General features: G+C 37.9%; 23 protein-coding genes. 7 read left to right on the forward strand and 16 right to left on the reverse strand.

Annotated features, from left to right (window positions below; all coding sequences use genetic code 11):
* Positions 1-279 precede the first annotated feature (279 nt).
* The 3 genes from ABM34_RS06715 to ABM34_RS06725 all read right to left on the reverse strand — a co-directional run bounded on the left by ABM34_RS06715 (position 280) and on the right by ABM34_RS06725 (position 5073).
* Positions 280-1782 (reverse strand): APC family permease, encoded by a 1503-nt coding sequence (locus tag ABM34_RS06715; RefSeq protein WP_048704454.1) that lies wholly within the window; start codon positions 1780-1782, stop codon positions 280-282.
* A gap of 20 nt (positions 1783-1802) precedes the next feature.
* Positions 1803-3173, reverse strand: coding sequence for an aspartate aminotransferase family protein (locus ABM34_RS06720; protein ID WP_048704456.1), 1371 nt, complete (start codon positions 3171-3173; stop codon positions 1803-1805).
* Positions 3174-3348: 175 nt separating this feature from the next.
* Entirely contained in the window at positions 3349-5073 is a 1725-nt protein-coding gene (locus ABM34_RS06725; protein ID WP_048704458.1) for a pyruvate oxidase, read from the reverse strand.
* A 197-nt stretch (positions 5074-5270) separates the two neighbouring features.
* Between ABM34_RS06725 and ABM34_RS06730 the strand changes: the two genes are divergently transcribed.
* The gene (locus ABM34_RS06730; protein ID WP_048704460.1) at positions 5271-5798 is read left to right on the forward strand and encodes an HdeD family acid-resistance protein; all 528 of its coding nucleotides are present in this window, start codon (positions 5271-5273) and stop codon (positions 5796-5798) included.
* A gap of 1 nt (position 5799) precedes the next feature.
* Here ABM34_RS06730 and ABM34_RS06735 read toward each other — a convergent pair whose 3' ends face one another.
* On the reverse strand, positions 5800-6180 hold the full coding sequence (locus ABM34_RS06735; RefSeq protein ID WP_048704462.1) for a PaaI family thioesterase: 381 nt from the start codon (positions 6178-6180) through the stop codon (positions 5800-5802).
* A 24-nt stretch (positions 6181-6204) separates the two neighbouring features.
* Here ABM34_RS06735 and menB point away from each other — a divergent pair, with 24 nt between their 5' ends.
* Both menB and ABM34_RS06745 read left to right on the forward strand, forming a co-directional pair.
* The gene (gene menB, locus ABM34_RS06740) at positions 6205-7020 is read left to right on the forward strand and encodes a 1,4-dihydroxy-2-naphthoyl-CoA synthase (protein WP_048704463.1); all 816 of its coding nucleotides are present in this window, start codon (positions 6205-6207) and stop codon (positions 7018-7020) included.
* 17 nt (positions 7021-7037) lie between these two features.
* Positions 7038-8495 carry an o-succinylbenzoate--CoA ligase gene (locus tag ABM34_RS06745; RefSeq protein ID WP_048704466.1) on the forward strand — a complete coding sequence of 486 codons (1458 nt, stop codon included), beginning with the start codon at positions 7038-7040 and terminating at the stop codon, positions 8493-8495.
* A 514-nt stretch (positions 8496-9009) separates the two neighbouring features.
* Here the strand turns inward: ABM34_RS06745 and ABM34_RS06750 are convergent.
* Entirely contained in the window at positions 9010-9762 is a 753-nt protein-coding gene (locus tag ABM34_RS06750) for an alpha/beta fold hydrolase (protein ID WP_048704467.1), read from the reverse strand.
* A gap of 80 nt (positions 9763-9842) precedes the next feature.
* Positions 9843-10109 carry a hypothetical protein gene (locus tag ABM34_RS06755; protein WP_048704469.1) on the reverse strand — a complete coding sequence of 89 codons (267 nt, stop codon included), beginning with the start codon at positions 10107-10109 and terminating at the stop codon, positions 9843-9845.
* Between the two features lie 370 nt (positions 10110-10479).
* Between ABM34_RS06755 and ABM34_RS06760 the strand changes: the two genes are divergently transcribed.
* Positions 10480-10731, forward strand: a complete 252-nt coding sequence (locus ABM34_RS06760; RefSeq protein WP_048704472.1) for a type II toxin-antitoxin system RelB/DinJ family antitoxin — start codon at positions 10480-10482, stop codon at positions 10729-10731.
* 63 nt (positions 10732-10794) lie between these two features.
* On the opposite strand, the gene ABM34_RS06765 is transcribed toward ABM34_RS06760, so the two are convergent.
* From ABM34_RS06765 to ABM34_RS06780, 3 genes are all read right to left on the reverse strand, one after another.
* Complete coding sequence (locus ABM34_RS06765; RefSeq protein WP_064505406.1) at positions 10795-11061, reverse strand: Txe/YoeB family addiction module toxin; 267 nt, start codon at positions 11059-11061, stop codon at positions 10795-10797.
* Between the two features lie 261 nt (positions 11062-11322).
* Positions 11323-13689, reverse strand: a complete 2367-nt coding sequence (locus ABM34_RS06770) for a M13 family metallopeptidase (protein ID WP_048704474.1) — start codon at positions 13687-13689, stop codon at positions 11323-11325.
* Positions 13690-14678: 989 nt separating this feature from the next.
* On the reverse strand, positions 14679-15101 hold the full coding sequence (locus ABM34_RS06780) for a hypothetical protein (protein ID WP_048704477.1): 423 nt from the start codon (positions 15099-15101) through the stop codon (positions 14679-14681).
* A gap of 219 nt (positions 15102-15320) precedes the next feature.
* Here ABM34_RS06780 and ABM34_RS06785 point away from each other — a divergent pair, with 219 nt between their 5' ends.
* The 3 genes from ABM34_RS06785 to ABM34_RS06795 are packed head-to-tail and all read left to right on the forward strand — an operon-like array spanning position 15321 to position 15959.
* Positions 15321-15545: a hypothetical protein gene (locus tag ABM34_RS06785; RefSeq protein WP_048704478.1), complete on the forward strand. Its 225-nt coding sequence runs from the start codon at positions 15321-15323 to the stop codon at positions 15543-15545.
* A gap of 16 nt (positions 15546-15561) precedes the next feature.
* Positions 15562-15756, forward strand: coding sequence for a hypothetical protein (locus ABM34_RS06790; protein ID WP_048704480.1), 195 nt, complete (start codon positions 15562-15564; stop codon positions 15754-15756).
* 14 nt (positions 15757-15770) lie between these two features.
* The gene (locus tag ABM34_RS06795) at positions 15771-15959 is read left to right on the forward strand and encodes a hypothetical protein (RefSeq protein ID WP_048704482.1); all 189 of its coding nucleotides are present in this window, start codon (positions 15771-15773) and stop codon (positions 15957-15959) included.
* Between the two features lie 82 nt (positions 15960-16041).
* Here the strand turns inward: ABM34_RS06795 and ABM34_RS06800 are convergent, their stop codons facing one another.
* The 7 genes from ABM34_RS06800 to ABM34_RS06825 all read right to left on the reverse strand — a co-directional run bounded on the left by ABM34_RS06800 (position 16042) and on the right by ABM34_RS06825 (position 22546).
* The gene (locus ABM34_RS06800) at positions 16042-16821 is read right to left on the reverse strand and encodes a hypothetical protein (RefSeq protein ID WP_048704484.1); all 780 of its coding nucleotides are present in this window, start codon (positions 16819-16821) and stop codon (positions 16042-16044) included.
* 545 nt (positions 16822-17366) lie between these two features.
* Positions 17367-17843: a GNAT family N-acetyltransferase gene (locus ABM34_RS06805; protein WP_048704486.1), complete on the reverse strand. Its 477-nt coding sequence runs from the start codon at positions 17841-17843 to the stop codon at positions 17367-17369.
* A 108-nt stretch (positions 17844-17951) separates the two neighbouring features.
* Positions 17952-18701 carry an amidohydrolase family protein gene (locus ABM34_RS06810; protein WP_335337490.1) on the reverse strand — a complete coding sequence of 250 codons (750 nt, stop codon included), beginning with the start codon at positions 18699-18701 and terminating at the stop codon, positions 17952-17954.
* A gap of 3 nt (positions 18702-18704) precedes the next feature.
* Entirely contained in the window at positions 18705-18863 is a 159-nt protein-coding gene (locus tag ABM34_RS13545; protein ID WP_335337485.1) for a hypothetical protein, read from the reverse strand.
* Between the two features lie 72 nt (positions 18864-18935).
* A complete protein-coding gene (locus tag ABM34_RS06815) occupies positions 18936-19898 on the reverse strand; it encodes a 2-hydroxyacid dehydrogenase family protein (RefSeq protein WP_048704488.1) in 963 nt (320 codons plus the stop codon).
* A 153-nt stretch (positions 19899-20051) separates the two neighbouring features.
* Positions 20052-21527 (reverse strand): FAD-dependent oxidoreductase, encoded by a 1476-nt coding sequence (locus ABM34_RS06820; protein WP_048704489.1) that lies wholly within the window; start codon positions 21525-21527, stop codon positions 20052-20054.
* A gap of 101 nt (positions 21528-21628) precedes the next feature.
* The gene (locus tag ABM34_RS06825; protein WP_048704491.1) at positions 21629-22546 is read right to left on the reverse strand and encodes a LysR family transcriptional regulator; all 918 of its coding nucleotides are present in this window, start codon (positions 22544-22546) and stop codon (positions 21629-21631) included.
* Positions 22547-22974: the final 428 nt, after the last annotated feature.

The raw sequence follows: 22974 nt of genomic DNA on the forward strand, positions 1-22974 counted from the left end.
AAAACAGGCAAGAACCGCAGTAAACAACCATTCAGCCCAAAGGGCGAAAATGGAGCATAACCACCCACCCAAAAACTGAGGTGGATGATACCCTCGTCTGGAGGTCAGGTTCCGCGGGGGCCCAAGCCGTGGCGTTTTCCTTTGCTTGCCATAGGGCAAGCTTAGGAAAAAACCGAGTTTTAAGATTTTCCCGGGTTTGGAAAAGCTTAAAATCGTGTTCACAGCGACCACGGCCCCCGCGGAACCTGACCGGAAGACAGCAGTGAACATCAAACCAAACTACTTACTATAATTATCTTCCCCTTCTTCAGCAGCCTCAGCCCGATCCAAATCAGTCAACGACTTCTCAACGTTCTTCTTATTCAAATAAGAATGACGAATTCCATAACCAAAGTAAATCACAAGCCCAATACCAAACCAAATTCCGGCATACATTTTAGCTTGGATATCAAGTCCCCAGAAAACTGTTAATGCGCCAAGAAAGGCGATTGCTGGTAATACTGGGTAGAATGGCATTCTGAAGCCTGGCATTGGGATATCTTTTCCTTCACGAGGACGTACTGAGTAAATTCCTAGTGAAACGAACATGAAGGCAATCAATGTACCTGCGGAAATTAGTTGTGCTAGGAAAGCAAATGGACATACTGCTCCGATTATGATTCCAACTACTGTTAAGACGATTAATGCGTTGTTTGGTAGGTTGTGTTTGTTTAATTTACCTAACCATTTTGAAAGCATTCCGTCACGTCCGAATGAATATAGTAGACGTGATCCGGCCATCATCATTCCGATTAAGGCTGTGAACATACCAATAACGGCAACTGCTTGAACGATACTTGCGATTGTTCCGTGTCCTGATTCACGTAATGCCCAACCAACTGGTTCAGCGTTGTTTGCGTATTTAGAATAGTGGAACATTCCGACTAAGACTAAAGCTACGGCAACGAATAGAACTACGGCGATGATTAATGAACCGATGATACCTCTTGGCATGGTTTTTTCGGGATTCTTTGCTTCAGCTGCGTTTGCAGCGATTGAATCAAATCCGATATATGCTAAGAAAATTTCTGAAACACCGGCATAGATTCCTTGCCAACCACCAAAGGCTGAACCGTCAGCGTTTGCGTGATATGCAGGAATGAATGGTACATAGTTTTGTGGATGAATTGCAGTTAAACCTACTACGATGAAAGCAAGAACAGCTAGAACTTTTAATACAACTAGAACATTTTCAACACGTGCTGCGTTTGAAACACCATATGATAGAAGAAACGCAACTAATGCGATTACGACGACTGCGGTGATATCAAGAATACCACCGTTTGAACCTAGTGTATTCGATAACGCGTTCGGAAAGCGGAGGCCTAACGGTCCGACTAGCCCACGGAAATTCGCGGACAGCCCGGAACCAACGAACGCGACGGCAATAAAGTACTCGGCTAATAGTGCCCAACCGGAAATCCAGCCCCAGAATTCTCCAAAGACAACGTTGATCCATGAATAGGCTGAACCGGCGAACGGCATAGCTGATGACATTTCAGCATAGGCGAAAGACACCATACCAGCAACGATAGCGGCTGCTAAGAAAGAAAGTGAAACGGCTGGACCGGCATGTTGTGCGGCAACAACGCCGGGTAGTGTAAAGATTGATGTCGAGACAATTGTACCAACACCTAGGGCTAAGAAATCCTTAACCGTTAAAACACGAGATAGATGGGCATCTTTATCTTCATATATATTTGGATCCTCTCGTCGATTCATTTTACTCCATAAATTACTCATAAAAACTCCTCCAATTGTAACTACCAGCCAATCTTGCTATCGGTATCTGGTAAACTTACTTCCCCATTTTCTACGGCGGTAAATGCATCATCTAGTACATCTAGCGCTTGATCTAATTCTTCACGTGTGATTACCAAAGGTGGTTGGAAACGTAAGATGTTTCCGCGCAAGGTGATAATTACTACTCCGTGTTCAAAAGCATATGTGATTACTTTGGTTGCGAAATCTGCGTCAGGAACTTTAGTCTCTTGGTCTTCAACTAGCTCAATTCCACCATTGAGACCAAACATTCTGACATCCCCAATATTAGGGTGACGCGACTGCATTTCAGTGAAGCGCTCTTTGGCATATTCACCGTCACGTTTAGATTTCTCAATCAAACTATCTTTTTCTAAAACTTCTAAGGTTGCCAAGGCTGCGGCACAGCACACTGGATTGCCAGCGGTGGTAAATGTGTGCGCGGGTGAACCTAGGCTGTTCATGACGTCGGCTTTCCCGACGACTGCGCTGAGTGGCATGCCGGATGCGATTGACTTGCCGACGGAAATCAGGTCGGGTTCGATGTCGTGGTAGTTCTCGATACCCCACATGTGACCGGTGCGGCCCATTCCTTGATTGACTTCGTCGACTGCGAATAAAATACCATTATCATGACAAAATTTATAGACCATTTGCATATATTCTTCGGGTGCTTTGACGAGTCCGCCATCCCCTTGAATTGGTTCGATCAAAACTGCGGCGACTTCATCGGCTGGCAAGAATGATTCAAACGGTTGCTTAAATGCTTCGAAAAATCTGACGGCCACATCGTGCTCGGTTTCTCCTGGTTCGGTGCGATACAAGTCTGGATATGGAACGTGTACTACTCCGGGCATTAGTGGACCCATTTTTCTAGTCATGTTCAAAGAAACTCCAGATAATGCCATCGAACCGTATGTCGATCCGTGATACGAATTCATATAAGATACCATATATTGGCGTCCAGTATAAGCCCGTGCAAATTTGATTATTGCATCGTTGGCATCTGAACCGGAATTTCCGAAGATTACTTTCTTAGGAGTTGGTCCTGGTGCTAATTTTGCTAACTTTTCAGCTAATTGTTGTTCTGGTTCATGGTGAAAATACGAAGGTGTGTAATGGATAAGCTTTTCTGCCTGGTCCTGAATGGCTTTGACCACCAAATCATTCGTATGTCCGACGTTGATGGCTGATGCGCTTGCCAACAAGTCAATATACTCATTCCCATCCACGTCTTTTAGAACAGCTCCGTGAGCTGAATCAATTACTAGATCATAGTAATTTATCCGCTCAGCTGAGGCTAAATATTGATTCTCACGTTCGATCAGACGTTTGTCTTTTTCGTGATTATGGTCAACTTTCTTAGCTTCCATAATTACACCTCCTTAAGTAGTGTTTTTGGTAAATAAGGATATTCTAATCTTTTTCTAATTTACAAGCAATAAAAATTAACAATTTTTGGATAAAAAAGTCAATTTTGGGTACACAAAAAGGACAACCACACTAGTTTGCGGTTGTCCTTTTTTCTTAAAATAAGTTTAATTAATTTTAAAGGAATGATCTCATAATTTCTCTGAATGGAGGCAATGCAGGGAATGACTTTTGGTCTTTGACGTGTACAAAACCATATTTAGCATAGCCCTTAGCTTCATCCATCATGATTTTACCAGGAAGTGGAGCTTCATCAGTAACAGCAACATCCAAGAGAACTGGTTTTGTTGGGTTACGATATTTTTCCATAGCTTCTTTGAATTGTTTGTCGGTTGTAATTGTTTCACCAATACCACCAGCAGCTTCAGCGTATTTGGCAAAATCGATGTCAGGCAAGCTGATACCATAATTTTGTTCACCGGCTGATTGTTGTTCGTATTCGATGAAAGCTAACAATTTGTTATTCAAGACGATCATTACCATTGGCAAATTATATCTAACGGCTGTAGCGAAGTCTTGCATAACCATTGAGAAGGCACCATCACCAGCAATGGCATAAACTGGACGGTCTGGATAAGCAATCTTACTTGCGATAGCACCAGGTAGTGCACAGCCCATTGTTCCTAACCAAGCTGAAATTGTATATCTTTGTGTATGCTTAGCTTCAATAAATCTAGCACCAAAGGCTGTTGAAGTACCAACATCAATTGACCAAACAACATTGTCTGGAGCCATTTCTGAAGCATTGTGGAACATTAATGAAGGAAGTACACCCTTGTGGTTCTTTGAGTAAACGTCTTTTAACCACTTGTGCCATAGCTTGATCTTGCCCATGGCTGTGTCTAGGAATGGACGTGATTCAACGTCTTTACCCTTCTTATTCAATTCAGAAAGCACCTTAGCAGTGTCACCTTGAATGGCAACCGTAACATTACGACGCTTACCAAGTTTATCCTCATCGTTATCAACTTGAATAGCATCAACAGTCTTGTTCAAATATGGTGCATATGGATAATCTGTACCTAGCATAATTACTAAGTCAGCTTTTCTCATCATTTCAAAAGCAGGTTTAGTACCCAACTTACCTAATTGTCCCAAGTTATATGGATGTGAATCATCGATTAAACCTTTGGCAGGCATAGTTTGGATAAATGGAATCTTGAATTTTTCAACGAATTCGAGTGCTTCTTTTTGAGCATTCTCAATACCACGTCCGGCAAGAACGATTGGATTTGAATGTGACTCGATTAAGTCCAAAGCTTTTTGGATTGAGTTGTCGTCGATATGTAAATCTTCCAACTTGAATGTGTCAACGTTTGGTTGGTAATTGTCGTTGATCATGTGGTTTGGAACGTCATCAGGAATTGTAAGTACAGCTACACCCCTCTTTGAGATGGCAGTTCTAATAGCTTCATCAACTATTCTTGGTAGTGATTGTGGATCCATAACGATTTTGTTGTATACAGCAACGTCTTCGAACAACACGTGAGTATCAACTTCTTGGAAGAAGTCAGTATTGATCAATTTTGATTGAACTGAACCTAAGATTGCCAAGACTGGAGCGTGGTCCATTTTGGCGTCATACAATCCGTTTAACAAGTGAATAGCACCTGGTCCACCGATTGATAAACATGCACTGATATTTCCAGTCAATTTAGCATGAGCAGCTGCAGATAAGGCTGCAACCTCTTCGTGCAAAACATGTGTGAATTTAATCTTTGATTGAGCACGATACATTGCGTCAATCGTTGTATCAACAGAATCACCAGGGATTCCAAAAATATTGTCTATGCCCCACTTGGACATAATATCTACCATCTTATCTGATGCGCGTACTTTCATAATTTGCCTCCTATAACGATATCAATATATACTTTACCACTATTTTTTCACAATAAAAGTATTCAGTCCGACCTTTTGTTTACAGTGGTTTCTTGAAAATTAAATATTAATTGTGAAATTCATATCTAATCTTTGGAATTTTTTTCATATGAATTTCTGATATTATTAATATACAAATACTTTTAGGAAGTGAAATAATGGTCAAACAATTCCAACTATACCGTTGGTTGCGGTTTGTTTTTCTTGCGACAGCGGGCATTGTTATTGTGCTCGAGCCAACAAAAAGTTTGGACTTCATCATCTATCTAGTCTCAGCTTACGTGGCAATTTACGGAGTTTTAGCTTTATTCGATGGAATTAGCATCCGCCGAAAAACTGGTGAAAATAATATCAGTCTCGGATTCGGAATTATCGCGTTAATTGTGGCAGTGCTGATTTTGTTTGTTGCAAAATTTTTAGTTTCATTAGTTCCACCAGTCTTGGGGATCCTACTACTGGCCAATGGTATCAACCAGTTCCGTGACTCTCACGAGACAAGAAAAACCGTCAACGTCACTCCTTGGCTAGATTACCTTTATTCTGCCTTGTTGATTATTGCCGGAATCGTCTTTATTTTGAACCCCTCAAAAACAATTATCTTCCTATATCAATTGTTTGGTGTAGCCTTGATTGTCTTGGCGTTTTTTGAAATTATCAACTCACGACTATATTCAAATAAGAAATAGTCTATACTGTTTTTAGCGGTACTTTTTTCAATGTAACCGTACTCAAGCTTGTACTGATAGCATGTCCTTCTAAATGAGTTGTCACTGTCCAAGTTTGGATAGTATTACCTACCCTAACAGGTGTGGCTTCAGTAACTAAAACCCCTTCTTTAACAGGGTTTAAGTGGTGAGTCATAATATCAACACCCACGGCAACTTCGTCGTCACCGTCAATATTCAAATTGGCTCCAATACTAGCAGCGGTTTCAGCGAGAACAGTACTAATGCCACCATGCATAATTTTGTATGGTTGCATATGTTTATCTTCAAGCTTCATTTTTAGGATTACACGGGTCTTCGATTGATCAGTGACATTAATCCCTAAATTTTCTAACAAATTCATTTTTACACCTCGGAGGTTATTTTTATGAGCAAATGGGAAACTATTAAAGATTATAAAGAAATTCTTTTCGAACGAATGGATAAAGTAGCAAAAATTACTATCAATCGTCCCGAAAAAAGAAATGCGTTCACACCTGATACTGTACAAGAAATGATTGACGCTTTCAATTATTGCCGTGACGATTCAACCATTGGAGTCATCATTTTGACCGGTCAAGGAGACCTCGCATTTTGTTCTGGTGGTGACCAAAGTGTCCGTGGTAACGGGGGTTACGTCGGTTCTGACCACGTTGCCCGTTTGAACGTTTTGGACTTACAACATTTAATCAGAATTATTCCAAAGCCAGTTATCGCCATGGTTCGCGGATGGTCTGTTGGTGGTGGAAATATCTTGCAACTAGTTTGCGATTTGACCATCGCTGCTGACAACGCAAAATTCATGCAAACTGGTCCAAAAGTCGGATCATTCGATGCCGGATATGGCTCAGCCTACTTAGCACGTGTTATCGGACACAAACGTGCCAAAGAAGTTTGGTTCCTATGCAAGCCTTATACAGCTGACGAGGCTTTCCAAATGGGTTGGATCAACAAAGTTGTTCCACTCGCTGATGTTGAAAAAGAAACCTTGGAATGGTGTGACGAGATTTTGAAGAAGTCACCTACCGCTATTCGTTTTATCAAAGCAGCTATGAACGCCGATACAGATGGTCTTGCCGGACTTCAGCAATTAGCCGGAGACTCAACTATGATGTTCTACACTTCTGATGAAGGAAAAGAAGGACGTGATGCCTTTCTTGAAAAACGTGATCCCGACTTCGATAAATTTCCAAAATTCCCATAGAGAGAAGGTATAACTTTTTGGAAAACTGGCTCACTAAACGCGCAGCCTTGAGTCCAAACAAGGTTGCCTTAATTTATCAATACACAGACTTCACCTTCGCCGAATTAAACGACACCGTCCAGTTGTACGCCAGCAAGTTATTTAACGACGACATTAAAGCTGGTGACCGAGTAGCCATCTTCACAGGAAATTCTTTCAACGGTTATATTGCTACCCTTGCGGTTCAACAAATCGGTGCAGAAATTGTTTTCTTGAACACACGCTTGTCTGAAGATGAGTTGTCGTTTCAGATTACCGACTCCGGCGCAAAGTTAGTATTAATTGACGATAACCTTGATTCCTCGCAATTGAAGAACATTGATGTTGCCAAAACTAGAATGTCGGAATTACTGTCGATGGATCGTTCGGATAGTTATCAGCCCGTTGCTGAGTTCGATAACGATGCTGTCACAACCATCATGTATACGTCGGGCACTTCTGGACGTCCTAAGGGCGTTTTGCAAACGTTTGGTAATCACTTCTATTCTGCCTTTGGAATGTCTTTGAACTTGCGAATTAACGACGAAGATTCATGGGTGATGACTGTTCCGATGTATCACATCTCTGGATTTTCCATCATGATGCGTTCACTGTTGTACGGCATCCCTGTGTATTTAATTGATAAATTTGATGTTGATTATATTAATAAAATTTTGATTAATGAACGTGCCTCAATAATTTCTCTAGTCCCAACCATGTTGAAACGCTGTCTGAATGATTTAAAACCAGGACAGAATTTCAACTCCAATTTCCGCTGTGTTTTCTTAGGTGGCGGACCCATCGACAACTGGACTTTGTTACGTTGCCAGATGTTAGAAATTCCCGTTATTCAGTCTTACGGTATGACCGAAACTTGTTCTAATGTGGTCGCTTTAAACTTTGAAGATGCTCAACGTAAAGTTGGATCATCTGGACAAGCTTTGTTCCCAGTTCAACTGCGAATCGCTGAATCTGACGCCGATGGTATTGGTGATATCGAGATTAAAGCTCCTAACGTTGCTAAAGGATATTTAAACCAGCCTGAATTGTTCGCCGCTAAGATGACTTCGGATGGATTTTACAAGACTGGTGATCTTGGACATTTAGATGAAGAAAACTTTTTATACATCAATGGTCGAAAAGACGACATGATCATTTCTGGTGGAGAAAACATTTATCCCGAAGAAGTTGAAAATGTCTACGCTAAGATTGATGGACTGGAAAGTATTGCGCTGGTTGGTGTTCCTAACGATGACTGGGGGCAAGTTCCAGTTGCCTACATTACTGTTGATTCGGATGCATTTTTGAATGGTCCGGATTTGATTGAGTATGGACGCAATCGGTTGGCTCATTATAAGGTGCCTCGCGAGTTTCGTTTGATTGAAGCTATGCCACTTACTGCTAGTGGGAAGATTCTTCGACGGAAACTTGATGAAGTTGAGTTTGAGGTTATGTGATTTAGATACTAAGAAAGCTCGGTTCCTTATTGGAATCGAGCTATTTTTGTGATTTGTTGCTGTATTGATGGGAGGGTTCGTTTGTACCGAGAATATGGTTTTTACCTTTGGCGAAGATTTAATTCGTTAGAGTTGAGTCTTTTTTTGTGTTAACTCTTGTCTAGTGAACTGGTCTTTGCCTTTTATACAGTGGAAACGCTAAAAATCAAACTGGCCACTACACATAAGTCGTCCAGAGCTGCGGGGTGTTACGCACCCACTCCGCTATGGGCGTCTTATGTTCCGTGCCCAAGTGCGTTTGATTTTTGGCTCTATTTTGTGTGATGATCTCACGCTTATTTTTTATATTCTTTTATTCTCTTAATTAAGGTACAAGTGCAGTATACCTGCCCATCAAAATATTTAGTCTCTCATTTAAACAAAAATAATTATCGATAATTGATAACGCAAATAATTTAATATTTCACAATTATTTTATTGAAAATATTGTTGTTTTCATGGAATTTTATGAAAACTATTCCAAATAATATTCAAAAAAGTTGGCTATTTTGTCCATTAGTGGTGGTTCTACTAGATGTTTTGCTTTGTATCCGGTTATGAAAGCTACTTGTTCTGCGTATGGTTGGCCTTGGATTTCGTCGAAGAATGATTTGGATTCTTGATATGGGATCCGTTCGTCTTCTGTTCCGTGCCAGAAAAGTAGTGGACGTCCGGCTATGGTTTCTGGGTAATTGCTTAGGTCATAGTCGTCGATCCAACTGGTTAACTTTTTCATGTCGCCGGGTATATATAAATCGTGTGCTTTGGCTGATTGTCTGACTAATTTTGCGTAGTCGTTGAGCTTTGGACTTCCCATGATGATTGTGGCAGCGGTAATTTCTGGATGCTGCGTTAATAGAGCTCCGGTGGTCATCCCTCCCATGGAATATCCACCGACACCAATTTTTCCATCTTTGATTAAATCTCTATCTTGATAAAAATTTTTGATTAGCGAGAATTCTGCCAAGTTGCCTTGAATTGTGCTCCAGAAGGTAAATGATGGAATGGATGAAATTTCGTGGACTCTAGTCCCATGATTCATTGCATCAGGTAGAATTACTCGGATATTTTTGCTTGCTAATTTTCTAGCTTGGGTCAAAACAAGTTCCTTGTCAGACCGCCAGCCATGATAAAAAATTACCAGTGGAGTCTTGCTGTAACGGTACTCCTCTTCAACAACTTCCAGCACTGGGACATCTTGTAATTGACGTCGATAGATTTTTATCATCAGCTCACCTCATTTCTCTCTTCATAATATCATTTATATTATTTTATCGATATTTTTAAAGGAGCACAAAAAAAATGCACTTAAGTTTCAGTGCATTCTTCTACTTGATCATCTAAATATGCATCAATCTTGAAGATTAAATCATTGATGCTTTCGCTATGTTCGTGTTTTGTTTTTTCGTCATAGTTTTTGAGACACGCTCGAAAATTAATTAGCGTGGATGTTGTCTCTTGAGTTTGTAATTCTGCAATGTACTTCATCGCTATATCAATCAATTCTGTTTCCGTGACAATATTGAATTGAGCTACAGACTCATCGAGACTAGTGATCAATGTTCGATTGTCCATAATAATTACTCCACTCCCAATTCACATCTTTGTGAACTGAAGATTTTTGCCCTCAAACCAAGCCTTAAATCTCAAGGGAACCACCCCTTGCAACGTACATTGTGCCTTAATTTAGTATGTGAAATAATCCATTCTTAATAAAGATATATATCAAAACTTGATACCATTAGCATATAATCAAGCAGTTCAAAAGGACAAAGTCTTTTGAAGATTCAATTAATTATGATGGTTTTACTTATATTAATAGGGATAAATTGCATATGGTTTACAATTAACAATACTTTGACATGTATTAATATAGTCAATGTTAGTTAATTTAATTGACTTTCATAGTTGAAAGTCAGTATACTCTTATTGCGAGGTGAAGAAGATGGAAAAAGATATAGCAATTTCATTCAAAGCAAACAAAAAAGAAAAAGATGAGGCAGCAAAAATTTTTAATGATTTAGGTCTTAACCTTTCCTCTGCTCTAAATATCTTTCTTAAGAAAAGTATTGCGGTTGGTGGACTTCCATTCGATCTACGTAATGAATCATTAATTCCAAAATATGAATTAATAAAGCGAATGAAAGAAATAGAAGATGGCGATACAGTAACTAGAACGATTAACATTAAAAAATAATATAACTAAAATAGGATTAAAAAACCGTGGGGATTTAAAAATTCCCACGGTTTTTTGACATTTTTAGTAATGACCCTTAACTGAAATTATTAAAACTTTATCATTTGCAACTGTGTAAATAAGTCTATCATTATGATTCAATCTTCTTGACCAATATCCGGAATACCCAAATTTTAAAGGCTCTGGTTGACCAATACCTACGAAGTAGCCATCTTCGAATATCGAAACAATTAAATTATCGAACTTGTGTTTTAATTTTTCGTTTTTCAAAATGTAGTTGTCGTAATCTTTTATCGCACTTTTAGCGAATTGAACATTATAGCTATCCATTGGTTTTCTCTTTAAATTATTTGTGTATTTTTCCGTTTACCTTCCTCTCCATCGTAACTACAATCGTATCATTCCTTACTGTCAATTAACGTTTATTTACTATACTTTGTCAGTATAATTAAAATTTATTTATTGATAAATCAAGACAAAAAGAAAGCCTGAGGTTGGTAGACTCAGACTTTTGAAAAAACCTATCACAATTTTTTTCGAGGAGGAGGGATAATAATTTAATCTAGAAATTATTGTTGCTGGTGCTCTTGATTACCAAATATTGACACGTTGATCAGGAGCGAGATACATTCCATCACCTGGCTTTACATCAAAGGCATCGTAAAATGCCTGAATATTTTGAAGACTGGTGTTCACACGTATGCTATCAGGTGTGTGGACATCTTGAAGCTGGTCTGCTTGCAAGTCAGAGGTATATTTAGATCTCCAACCATAGGCATAATTTTCGAAAAATTGTTGTAAGTTATAACCGGGATCATCTTGTTCAAGTGTTGCTAGAGCAACATTCAAACCACCATTGTCGGCAATGTTCTCATCTTCAGTTTGAACACCATTCACACTGCCACCACCGTAAGGAATTCCATTAAACTCGGCGGCCATGTTATCGACCATTTGATTAAATCTTGCACGATCAGCGCTTGACCACCAATCATTTAACTCACCATTGCCATCATATAGAGAACCTGTGGCGTCGAAGCCGTGAGTCAATTCATGACCGATGATCACGCCAAGTCCTCCTAAGTTTTCTGAAGCAGTATTGCTGAGGCTGAAGAACGGACTTTGCATGATACCCGCGTTGATCGTGATTGAATTCGTCAATCTGTCATAAGAAGCATCTGGGACAAGTGCTGAATCTCCTTGTGTCCAAGCGTTTCTGTCGACAGGATTTTTGAAATCGGCAAAATTCTGTAATGCTTGTGCACCAACTAAATTACGATAGTTGACGTATGCGGAATTATTTCCTTCGATATCAACTCGATTGTAATAGTCGAAGTCAGTACTTGAAGGATAGCCGATATTAATTTTCAACCGGCTAAGCTTGCCCAAAGCATTACGTTTAGTTGCTGTATCTAGCCATGTACTATTAATAATTTGTTGCGAATATGAATAAATAATTTGTTTTGTCATCTTAGTTACTGCGGCTTCAACTTGTGGTGTCACAATTTGTGGGCCGTAGTATTGGCTAAATGCATCTGTAAAGGCTGACTGTGTTAAATAATATGCGGCAGCCTGTTGTAATTGTGGAGATAAATTGTCAGGATCTTCCAAATATTGTTGACTCAGTGAAGGCGAAGTTTCTTGTAAGAAATCTTGGAATCCACTAGTAATATTTTGAAGTTCTCCGGCACGATACAAAATCAAATCTGAAACTAGCCATCCCTTCAAATCATTGAAGGTGCTAGGATTAATTAATTTTGCAATATTATTGAAATATGAAGGTGTCATCTCATACACGTAATCAGGAATTGTTCCGGTTAACGTATCTGCGATGCCGTTAAAATTAATATAGTTTGACATATTTGCCAAATCTTGAAAATTCATTTGAGTATAATTGGCGGCAGCATTTGGATCTGCAGCCAAGTCTTGCGCACTCTCGAGATTCATCAACAATTGATCATAGTTGACTGTGCCCGTAATAATATCTTGAATCTCATCGTCAGAATATCCGGCTGATTGCAAAAAGTTAACAACCGCATTTTCTTGGTCTGATCCGATACCTTGGTCAGTCAACATCAACGGCTGTGCCCCAAAGAAATACAATGCATTCTTTGTCGGATCATTTTGATCACGATTAATAATTATCGAAAACGGAGTCGGCTGATCTTTACCAATCATATTGGTAAAAGCTTGGTTCACACCTTGAATATTTTTCAAATCTAAGATGCTATTAACTTCATTGCTCAAATCCGGTGTAATTACACCAACGTTGCTCAAATCGTCGTTAGAAGTTAATTGATAATACCAAGTAGCTTCATTCATTGCATTATCAGGTGAATCGTCATCACCATTTGAAAAGTTGATAAAATCTTGTTCAACTTGATTGGCAATATTTCCGGTCACAGTATTGAAAGTACCTTGTTCAGGTGTGGCATCATTGACATCAGTGTCATTCACCCAGCTACCATTTTCATACATATAAAAGTTGTCTTGCGGACGTGAATAAACAACATCCCCATTCCAATCACCTCCGTTGGTATTTGTCGAATCGGAAATTGATGAATCGCCAGTCTGAGTGTAGACCGGTGTGCTGGATTGAGATCCAGTTGGATATTCAGAACCTGAAGGATACTCTGAACCAGTTTGTGTTCCAGGATCTGAACTTGGTGCTGTGGTAGTTCCTGTTGCTGTTGGTAAAGCATTATAAATTATATTTGAAGTTGAATTTTCCACTCTCACAGGTGCGGTAACTGCAGATTGTGCGGAACTAGTTAAAGAACTTGTACTAGTTGGAGTTGCAATTGATGCACTTGTGGTTGTTGCGGTAGATGCGCTACTTACTGTTGAAGTTTGCTGAGAATCAGAAACGGTGTCAGCTTTAGCAGTTTGTGTAGTAGTGATTGCCCCAAGAATTACAGCGGAAAAAGTAAATACGCCAATAAGATTCTTGTTTAGTTTCATAAAGGGAATTCCTCCTACTGTCAAAATCTGTTTTGACGCCCTAATAATCTACCCAAACAAGTAAAGTTTGTTATCTAAAAATAAAAATATTTTTTTCGATAACTGATTAATAAATAATGACAAACAAAAAAGCAATTATAAAAATACCGAAGTATCCTCACAATTGCTTATCCGCACAGTTTTCAATTTTCTCAACTTTTGTAATTCAGGTCTGTGGTAGTCCTTCAAAGAAAAAGGTTTAAAAACTGCTATATATTAGTTTATCTGTTATCAAAAGGAATTAACCAGTCGTCGAATCACCGATCTGAAAATTGGGTAAAATCCAGGGATATGACCGGTGACAACTGATAAAATCAGTCTAAACAACTATTGTGGTAGGCGCCGTTTAGACCGATTTAGTACTGACAACAGAATGATTATATAACCTCCATATAATAAAAGCAACAAATATATCTATTGCCTGATAACACATTAGTTGGTCAATAACTATAATTATTTTGTGAAATTAGCTCGCTATTTCACGAACTTTTGTGTCAAATTTGACAGATGAATACGTTCTCATATATTGGTATGTACCACCACTGATATTAGTAAATAATGATACTTATTATCATGTTACAGTTATATTAAGATACACATTTTGATTAGCTTTTTTCTAGTAATTTGCCCAATTAGCATATATAATATGGGTTGTTCATTAGGAGAGATCCTGATGAATATAATGACCTAGTCATTATGTCTTATGAAGTTAGAAAGTACATCCTCAATGTACACCTTTCAATTCATAATTTTCAGAAGTATTCCTTCTCAACTTTTGTAATAGAGGTTCGTGGTAGTCCCTCAACTTACATATCCCGAGGAGCAGAGGTTTGTGGTAGGCCTCTGCTCTTTTTTTGTTTTCAAAATTAATAAAATTCATGTCGAATATTTCACAAAAAACAAGCCTCATCAATGACCGACGAATGTCAGCATTGATAAGGCTTGTTGTGTTATTTATCAATCGGAGTGAACTTCATCTTCACAGCTGTTTTTGAATCCTTAACTCGGTAAGTTGCCAAAATTGTTCCATCAGATTTCTTCTTCAAATCGGTAAAATGCATTTGGACTTCCTTATCTACCTTGTCAAAAACAGTGATCGATTTCTGATCAAATTTGTACTTCAACTTGTAAACAGTTGGTTCATATTTAGTTGTCCCCTTGAATTCACCATTCTTAGTAAATTCAAATCTTGCTGCCTCATACCTCGGATGATCGATTGTACTGATACTATAAGTCTTTTCAGCGATGTTAATGCGGTTTGTGAACATTGCATACATCCCGAACGTGAACAGCAACTGTGTTGTTACGATAAATATTAGAATACCTTTCCCGACTCGTGAAAATGTATTCCATCTGTCGATAACTTTTTGCATATCTTTCCCCTTTTATCGTGATAATTTAAAACTAATCTGTATCATAATATTTTACTATATATATAGAAGAAGAAATTAAAACATTTTTCAACAAATTTCGTTTTCACAATCGGGGTATGGATTAGCTCATTTCTGACTAATTGAATTATCGTTTATTGCGCTAGTTTCATTTTTCTGAGGGGTTATTATTCCTGAGAAGAATAATTGGAAGTGATAGCTATGCTCAACAAATGGATTGATTATCTTATTCGACTGATTTTAATCACTTTAGCAATAATTTGGTTCTTTCTGCTATATTCTGACAGTTCCCTACTAGTTTTGCTAGCAATCATCCTCCTGATTGGGACTACCATTTATTTAATCATGAAGGAACAAAGTGATTTAACTTCGAACATGCACAATATTCGCAAGAAATTTTTAAATGAGCTTCATATTAAGAAATAATTTCTGAGGCGAAATAATGACAAAATTTTTAAATTTTTTTGTCGATTCAACAAGCTTGTTAATACTAATAATTCTGATATTTTTAAATATTCGATTTGGAGCCGGATCTGGTGCAGCACTCATCGGCGATTCCGTTGCCGCATTTATTCTAATCTCATTCTTCAGCACCAAGATTGACGATTCTGTATCGAGAACGAGTAAGAAACACTGACGGAGGTGTTATCGATGTCTCGGATACTAGATATTACTTATTGGGTTATTGTTTGTTCAGTGGCAATTTTGACAGTTATATTCGGCTTTTACAGCACCGAGTCAATATTCCTAGACACATCACTTTTACTATTTGGAATTGTGTGGGCAAAACAATATTTCCAAGCAATAAAATTTGAAAATGACACAAAAATAATCGGTTAACTTAGGTTAATCGATTTTTATTTTGCAAAAAAAGACGCTCACAAACATTGAGCGCCTTTAAATCTATGAATGTATTTATATTTTACATTTGAGCTTGTGCAACATTATCAAATTGTCCATGTGTAAACACCGTCATGCCACTGTTTCTAGCAATCAATAGGCCAGTCAGCCGAGACTTTTCAATCCATGTTTCAACTTCTGCAGTCCTATCAGTCAAACCAGCGTTAGCCAGCACAGCAGCCTCAGTCAGACCCTTCGATAGCACAGTAATTTGTGTAGGGGTATCAATATCAGCATTATCAGCAACAGCCGTAGCAATCGCACCATTTGCAATATTGTACTCAGCAACAATACCGCATCCATTATCAGGATTTGTGACAACTACGTTCCAAGAAAAATTATTATTAGCTTTGGTTGCCAACTGTGTGTCACCATCAGAGCCCAGCGAAACTCCGACGATAGCAGGGTCAACTAATAACGGCTTCAAATGCTTCTGAAATTCTGTTTCAATAGACCAACCCTTGAGGATTCCAGTTGGATCAAATCGGTCATTTTTAAAAGCATCATAGTAGCCATTTGTGGCTACTTTTGCGATTGCACATTGATTGTAAACCGTTTGGAACATCGTATCTTGAAAGAACGACTCCGAATCACCACGATGGAATTTAGAAATTAATGAGTTCGTTTTTAAAGGTGAAAACTTATCATCGATTTCATCCAAATCCTTAGCAATCATTTTTGCAGTTGTATCCAAGATACGGTCAACGATTTGGTCGCGCTTGGTAACCGCCAATTTAATTGTGAAAGGAACATTCATCTTATTTATGGTAACCTGCGGAAAATAAATTTTAGGTTCAATCATAAGTAACACCTTCTATTTTTGTTTATTGTAAAAATTAATGAGAATTTTGAAAACTCGGTGGCTATCACTCCACTTTGTTTTACATGAGAATTTGTATTTAAAATTATGAGTTATGAGGAGGATGTAAGGTTGGCTGTGTTGATTGCCTCCCTTACAAGTACTAATTATTGCATCGCTACCTTAAAGTTAACTTATAACTTTATGAGGTTTTTGTGAAAAGCATTGTTCACAGCTTGTTCACTTATTGGTTGGAGGGTCACTGCCGCCCTGCGGTCAGGTTCCGCGGGGGCCGTGGTCGCTGTGGCCCGTTCTGAATCCACAGTGCGGTATCCAGAAGCGGGCTTATTGTAAACGAGCCCTTTGGCTCGTCAACAATAAACTCAGGGCTTGGGCCCCCGCGGAACCTGACCTCCGGGCTAGTACTTCTCAAACTTTTCTTTTTCGGTGGGTGGTGTGGACTGTTTGCATGCCTGCGTTATATCTGGTTAGCAAAGTCAAAGTCCTTTAAGTTCATCAAATCAAATTTACACTCATTTAATATTTTTTTAAATGACTTCGTAATAGATATATATTTCTCCTAGCTTGCCCATGATTCTTTTACCTGAATCAGTAAATCCAACTCTTTCATACAATCTCTGGGCAGCAATGTTACTATGATTTACCGCCAGAACTAATCTTTGTATATTTTGAAAATTTTCTCTTACGAACGACGGCAACTCCAACAAGGCTGCTTTGGCATAGCCCTTTCGTCTGCATCTTCTATCAACTGAGAATGCCCGTAATAATATATCTGTGTCAAAATTTCCACCGTACGTCACTGGACCATCTTTTATGTGCAGACAAAGGCATCCTACTAATTTGTTATCATTTAATATCATTATTGGACTCATATTTGAATTGTATCGGGACCTTTGAATAATCGATTCGGGACCTCCTATATTTTCACTTGAACCCAATTTGTAATTATCAATCATGGACTGTGTGATTATTTCTTTATCATATTTTTGTAATTGTAAACTCACGATTAATCATCTGATTTCAAATTTCTATATAAATTTACTTCGTTATATTCCCCTGCTTTTACATTTTCAAAAATTCAACATTATTACGGATCAAAAAACGCTAGTGCCTTATTTGGCTACTAGCTTATTTATGTTATCTGTATAAATTTTTTCTTTTTGTTTATCTGTTATTTCCATTTTCTCAATGGCGTCTATGATTACTTCGGTTGCTCCTGCTGGTGGAATTCCGAATGGTGCATCGGTTCCTAGGACTATGTGGTCTTCTCCGAAGAAATCGAAGGCTAGGTCTAATGCTTTGGGATTTCCTAGTATTGCTGTGTCTACATAAAATTTTTGGAAATCTTGATAATTGTCTTTTGTCATTATGTGCTTAATTCTTTGTGAGAAAAATGGGACCATAGCTCCGGCGTGATGGACGATTATTTTGATATTTGGATATCTTTGGAATATTCCATTTGTTACTATGTCGTTCATTGCTTGGGTCAATTCATATTCCCAACTAAAGGTTATGTTGTTGTCTGATTTTCTAGAGTCGAACACTGGATGTAGCCAGACTGGTAGTCCAATTTCACTCATTTTCTTGAAGATTGGTTCATAACTTGGATCGGCGATTGTCTTGCCCATTGCTCTGGTGAATAGTTGAATCCCGACTATCTCATCATTTCCAACTACTTGGTCGTCTATTATTTTTAATGCTTCTTCAATGTTATTCATTGGAACCATTGCGACACCAAATGGAAACTTGGCTTGGTGGTTGTTAATGGTTTCAATTAATTCATCGTTAGCTTGTCGACATAATTCTGCGGCTGTTTTTGGATCTGTGAAATCTTCTGGATTTAGATTTACAAATGAGAGTATTTGTTAAACTCCTTCTGGAACACTTGCCACATGCTTATCGATATTTGTTAGAACTACATTTTTCATGAATGGGAACTTATCTAATACTGTTGGGTCAATTGCTTCCATTGATGAAAGAAATTTTGTTGTCAGGATGTGTGCAAACGCATCTATTTTTGTCATATGGCCTCCCTGCTAATAATTAAATTAATACACTGACTTTACAACTTAAAGTGCTGTTTATGTCAATTCGAATTACTTATTTACGACGTATTTTGGTTCCTTACCTTTACTGCTCCAAATTACATTGTCAGCAACAATTTCTGCCATTGCGTCACGTGCTTCAACTGTCGCATTCCCAATATGTGGCGTTAAGATAACATTCTTCAGCTTGGTAAATTTTTTATCAAATACGGGCTCATTCTCATATACATCAAGGGCAGCACCGGCAATTTTATTAGCTTTCAAAGCTTTTAACAACGCGGCTTCGTCAACAATTGGACCACGTCCGACATTTATCAAGAATGCTGAATCTTTCATATTATCGAAGACTTCAGCGTTAAATTGATGATGATTTTCATCAGTTAAAGGAGCATTGATACTGATGAAATCGGAAGTTTTAACTAATTCATCAAATGGCTTATAAGTCACGTTCTGAGCCTTTTCTTCATCTTCAGATAATTGATGTGGCTTGAAGTAGGAAGCCTTCATCCCTAAAGCATTGGCCTTAACAGCTAGCTCCGAACCAATATTTCCAAGACCGACAATCCCCAATTCCTTACCAGCAATTTCATGACCAAGAAAATACAATGGAGACCAGCCAGGAAAGCCGTCTTTTCTCATCATCTGATCACCTTCAACCTCACGATGACTCAATGCAAGCATCAAACCAATCGTCAATTCACAGACGGAATTAGTAGAAACCTTGGGAGTATTTGTTACCAAGATCCCTTTGGATTTAGCATATTCAGTATCAATATTATTAAAACCAGCTCCAAAGTTAGCAATCAATTTCAAATTGGGAGCAGCGTCAATAATCTCAGAATCGACCACAGTCGATAAAGTGGTGATCAGAAAGTCTGCTTTAGCAACCTTTCGCAACAATTTGGAGTGTGAAATCAAATCCCTACCGGTATAGTAATCAACCGTAAAACCATTAGTTTCCAACTTAGTAAAAGCAATCCGAGGAAAACGGGCCGTCAAATAAACATTTGTCATAGATAAAACCTCCAAGCAGTTATTAATTCCATTATGGTTTCAATAAATATGAAATACAACCCAAATAAAATTCAGATTAAAACAAAAACACCTCCGAGAGTTGTATTACCCCAGAGGTGCTTTTATTCATTTATTACAAATGGATATTCAATATTAATTTAAAACTGCAGTATCTTTCAAATATTTAGCAACTGTATTGGCACTGTGACGACCTGAATAGAATGCGTATCCACCTTCTGTTCCTGGCATATTTGGACCATAAGTGTCTCCAACTAACATACCGGCTGCATCGTTTCCAGCTGCGTACAAGCCGTCAATAACTTGTCCATCATTATCTAGAACACGATTATCAAGGTCCACTTTTAAACCACCCATTGTACAAAAGGCACCGATTCCTAATTCAAAAGCATAGTATGGACCCTTTTCAAGACTAACCATGAACTTAGAATTTTTATGATAATCAGTATCTTCCCCTTTTTGACTAAGTTGATTGTATCGATCGATAGTTTTTTCAAGATTTGGCAAGTCAGCTTTTTCACCAAGGTCGGCAAGAGTTTCTGCCTTATAAATGAATGGAAGTTTCTTATCCAATGAATCGTCGATTTCTTTTTGTAGACCATCGAGAGTCTTTTGTGTTGTGAAATATGTTCCCATATCTTTGTATAGGCCTACATTCATTAGATGATCAATCGTTCCTTGATCAATAACAGCAAAAATCTTGTTTTGTGTAAATAATGCATTCCCGGCATGAGCAAAATTATCAACTACTTCTTCATTAGTGAAACGATCACCCTTTTCATTTACCCAAAGCAATGATTGTTGAGTAACGGCTCCATTCATATCTGATGTCCGATAAATATATGATGGATTAGTTGTGTCTTTAACATATCCTCCAAAAAGCATAGCCATACCCATTCGATATTTTTGTGCACCGACATCCCAAGCAAGTTTTAATCCATCACCGGTATTCTTTCCAGAATTTACAGGAATCAACTGTTTGGCATTGTAATTAGTATCTTGATCGATAAGTTGTTGATTATTTAAATAGCCACCTGTCGCAATAATAACAGCACGTGTATTAATTTTTTCAGTATGCCGATCTGCTTGATCTTGTATTTCAACTCCACAGATCTTACCTTGATCATCTTTGATTAAGGACTTAGCTGCAACAGAAGTAACAATTTCAGCTCCTGCCTTAACAGTGTTTGGCTCAATAGCAGTATGAATAGCTTGTTTCCCATTACCTTCCATCAAATGCCAAGTAACATGTCCAGAACCTAGACCTTTAACGTCGACATATTTAACGCCAAGATCCTTCAACCAATCAATCATTTCAGCACTGTGATCAATATATTGCTTCCAACTATTAGTGTCAGCTTCATAATGTGAGTACTCGAGCTCTTCATTCAAAACTTCGTCTTTAGTTAATTCGACATTCTTCGCTTTTTGCATTTTTGAATCAACAGCAAAGATTCCTTCGACCCAATCACCACTTCCACCTGTATGACGGCCTTTTTCCAGCACGACTACTGAAAGGCCGTTTTTGGCAGCTTGGTAGGCTGCTGTAAAGCCAGATGCACCGGCTCCGATAATTACAAGATCATAAGATTTATTTTTAGTTAATGACATGATTACATCCCCTTGAATTATTAAAATATTCACAAGTAGAATGTAACCCCTTTCTTTATATTGTTGAAGATACTTTCTGGGTACTACCTTTCAACTAAAAGTTACAACTCAATATCTGATTGCTTATTTTTCAAATAATCCAAGACATATTCTTTAAAAAGCTCTTCTCCAGTTGTTAACTTCTTATTCTTAACTTGCACGAAGTAGATATCCCTTTTTAATTTGGCACCAGACAAACCCTTCTGAATTACTTCACCACTGTTAGCCAGCTCTTTATAATGGGGCAAACTTAATAGATAATCAGGAACAATTCCGATTCCTAGATTTCTTCTGGCAAATTCAACAATGAAGTCATTATTTGATGTCTGCAAAGTATGAATTGGGAAAACTTGATGTTTAACCAGTTCACTCAAGTGAGCATTAAAAATTTGAAACTCTTTACTTTTAGTCGCTAAGGATTCATGGTTTAAATCTTTAACATTTATTTCCTTTGCCTTTGCTAAAGGATGATGTTGCGACAAAATTGCACAATAGTGGTTAGTAGTAAAATATATTCCCTCAAATTTTTTAAAATCGATGGGGCCTTCAATAAATCCTATATTCCCATGGCTAATCAATGCATTATTCAAAGTAGAATCAGGAAATTCTACAAAGTTTAATGTTTTAGTAGGATTATCTAATTGGAAATTATAGAAAAAATCGAAACCTAAGTAATTTGAAAAGTCATCAGCAATAAACAAATTAATCATCTCTTGATGAAGGTTATTATCCGAATCAGCCATAGAAATACTTTGGAAAATGACTCTTAAATCAGTGGCTTTCTCAAAAAGCATATTGGCAGAATTAGTTGGCTTGATACCTTGTTTTGTTCTATCAAATAAAACAACACCTAACTCATCTTCTAATTTAGTGATAGTTTTAGAAACCCCTTGAGGGGACATAAAGATTTTCTCAGCAGCTTGAGAAAACGAGTGACTCTTATATGTGGTCGTAAAAATTTGGAGATCTTTAGTATTCATAAAGTTACCTCGCTGAATAAATAAATTTATATCTTCAGTATATCGTTAGTCCGGTTAAGATAATAAGATTACAATTTAAGTCAAAAATCTTTTATAACAATCATAATCATTATCTTTCATTCCATGTGCTTTTAGTGTATTAATTTGTGATTCAAGACTCTCAAATTCTTTTAACCATATCAAAAAATCCCTCCATTAAAAATAATGGAAGGATTAATCGCAATGGTCCCCGTAGAGATACCACCGCTCACTTTTGGTTTCAAATTTGCCTTTTGACGCAGTGTCAAACACTGGAAATTTTTACATTACTAATAGAATAAACATAAACAGCATGCTCAGTACTTATATCGTCGGCATCTGGATACTCCAAATTAAATATAAATGAAAAAAGATGGATACACTCTAGATTTCTCTAGAACGTACCCATC

Origin of the sequence: Companilactobacillus ginsenosidimutans (genome assembly GCF_001050475.1) — a bacterium.
Classification (GTDB): Bacteria; Bacillota; Bacilli; order Lactobacillales; family Lactobacillaceae; genus Companilactobacillus; species Companilactobacillus ginsenosidimutans.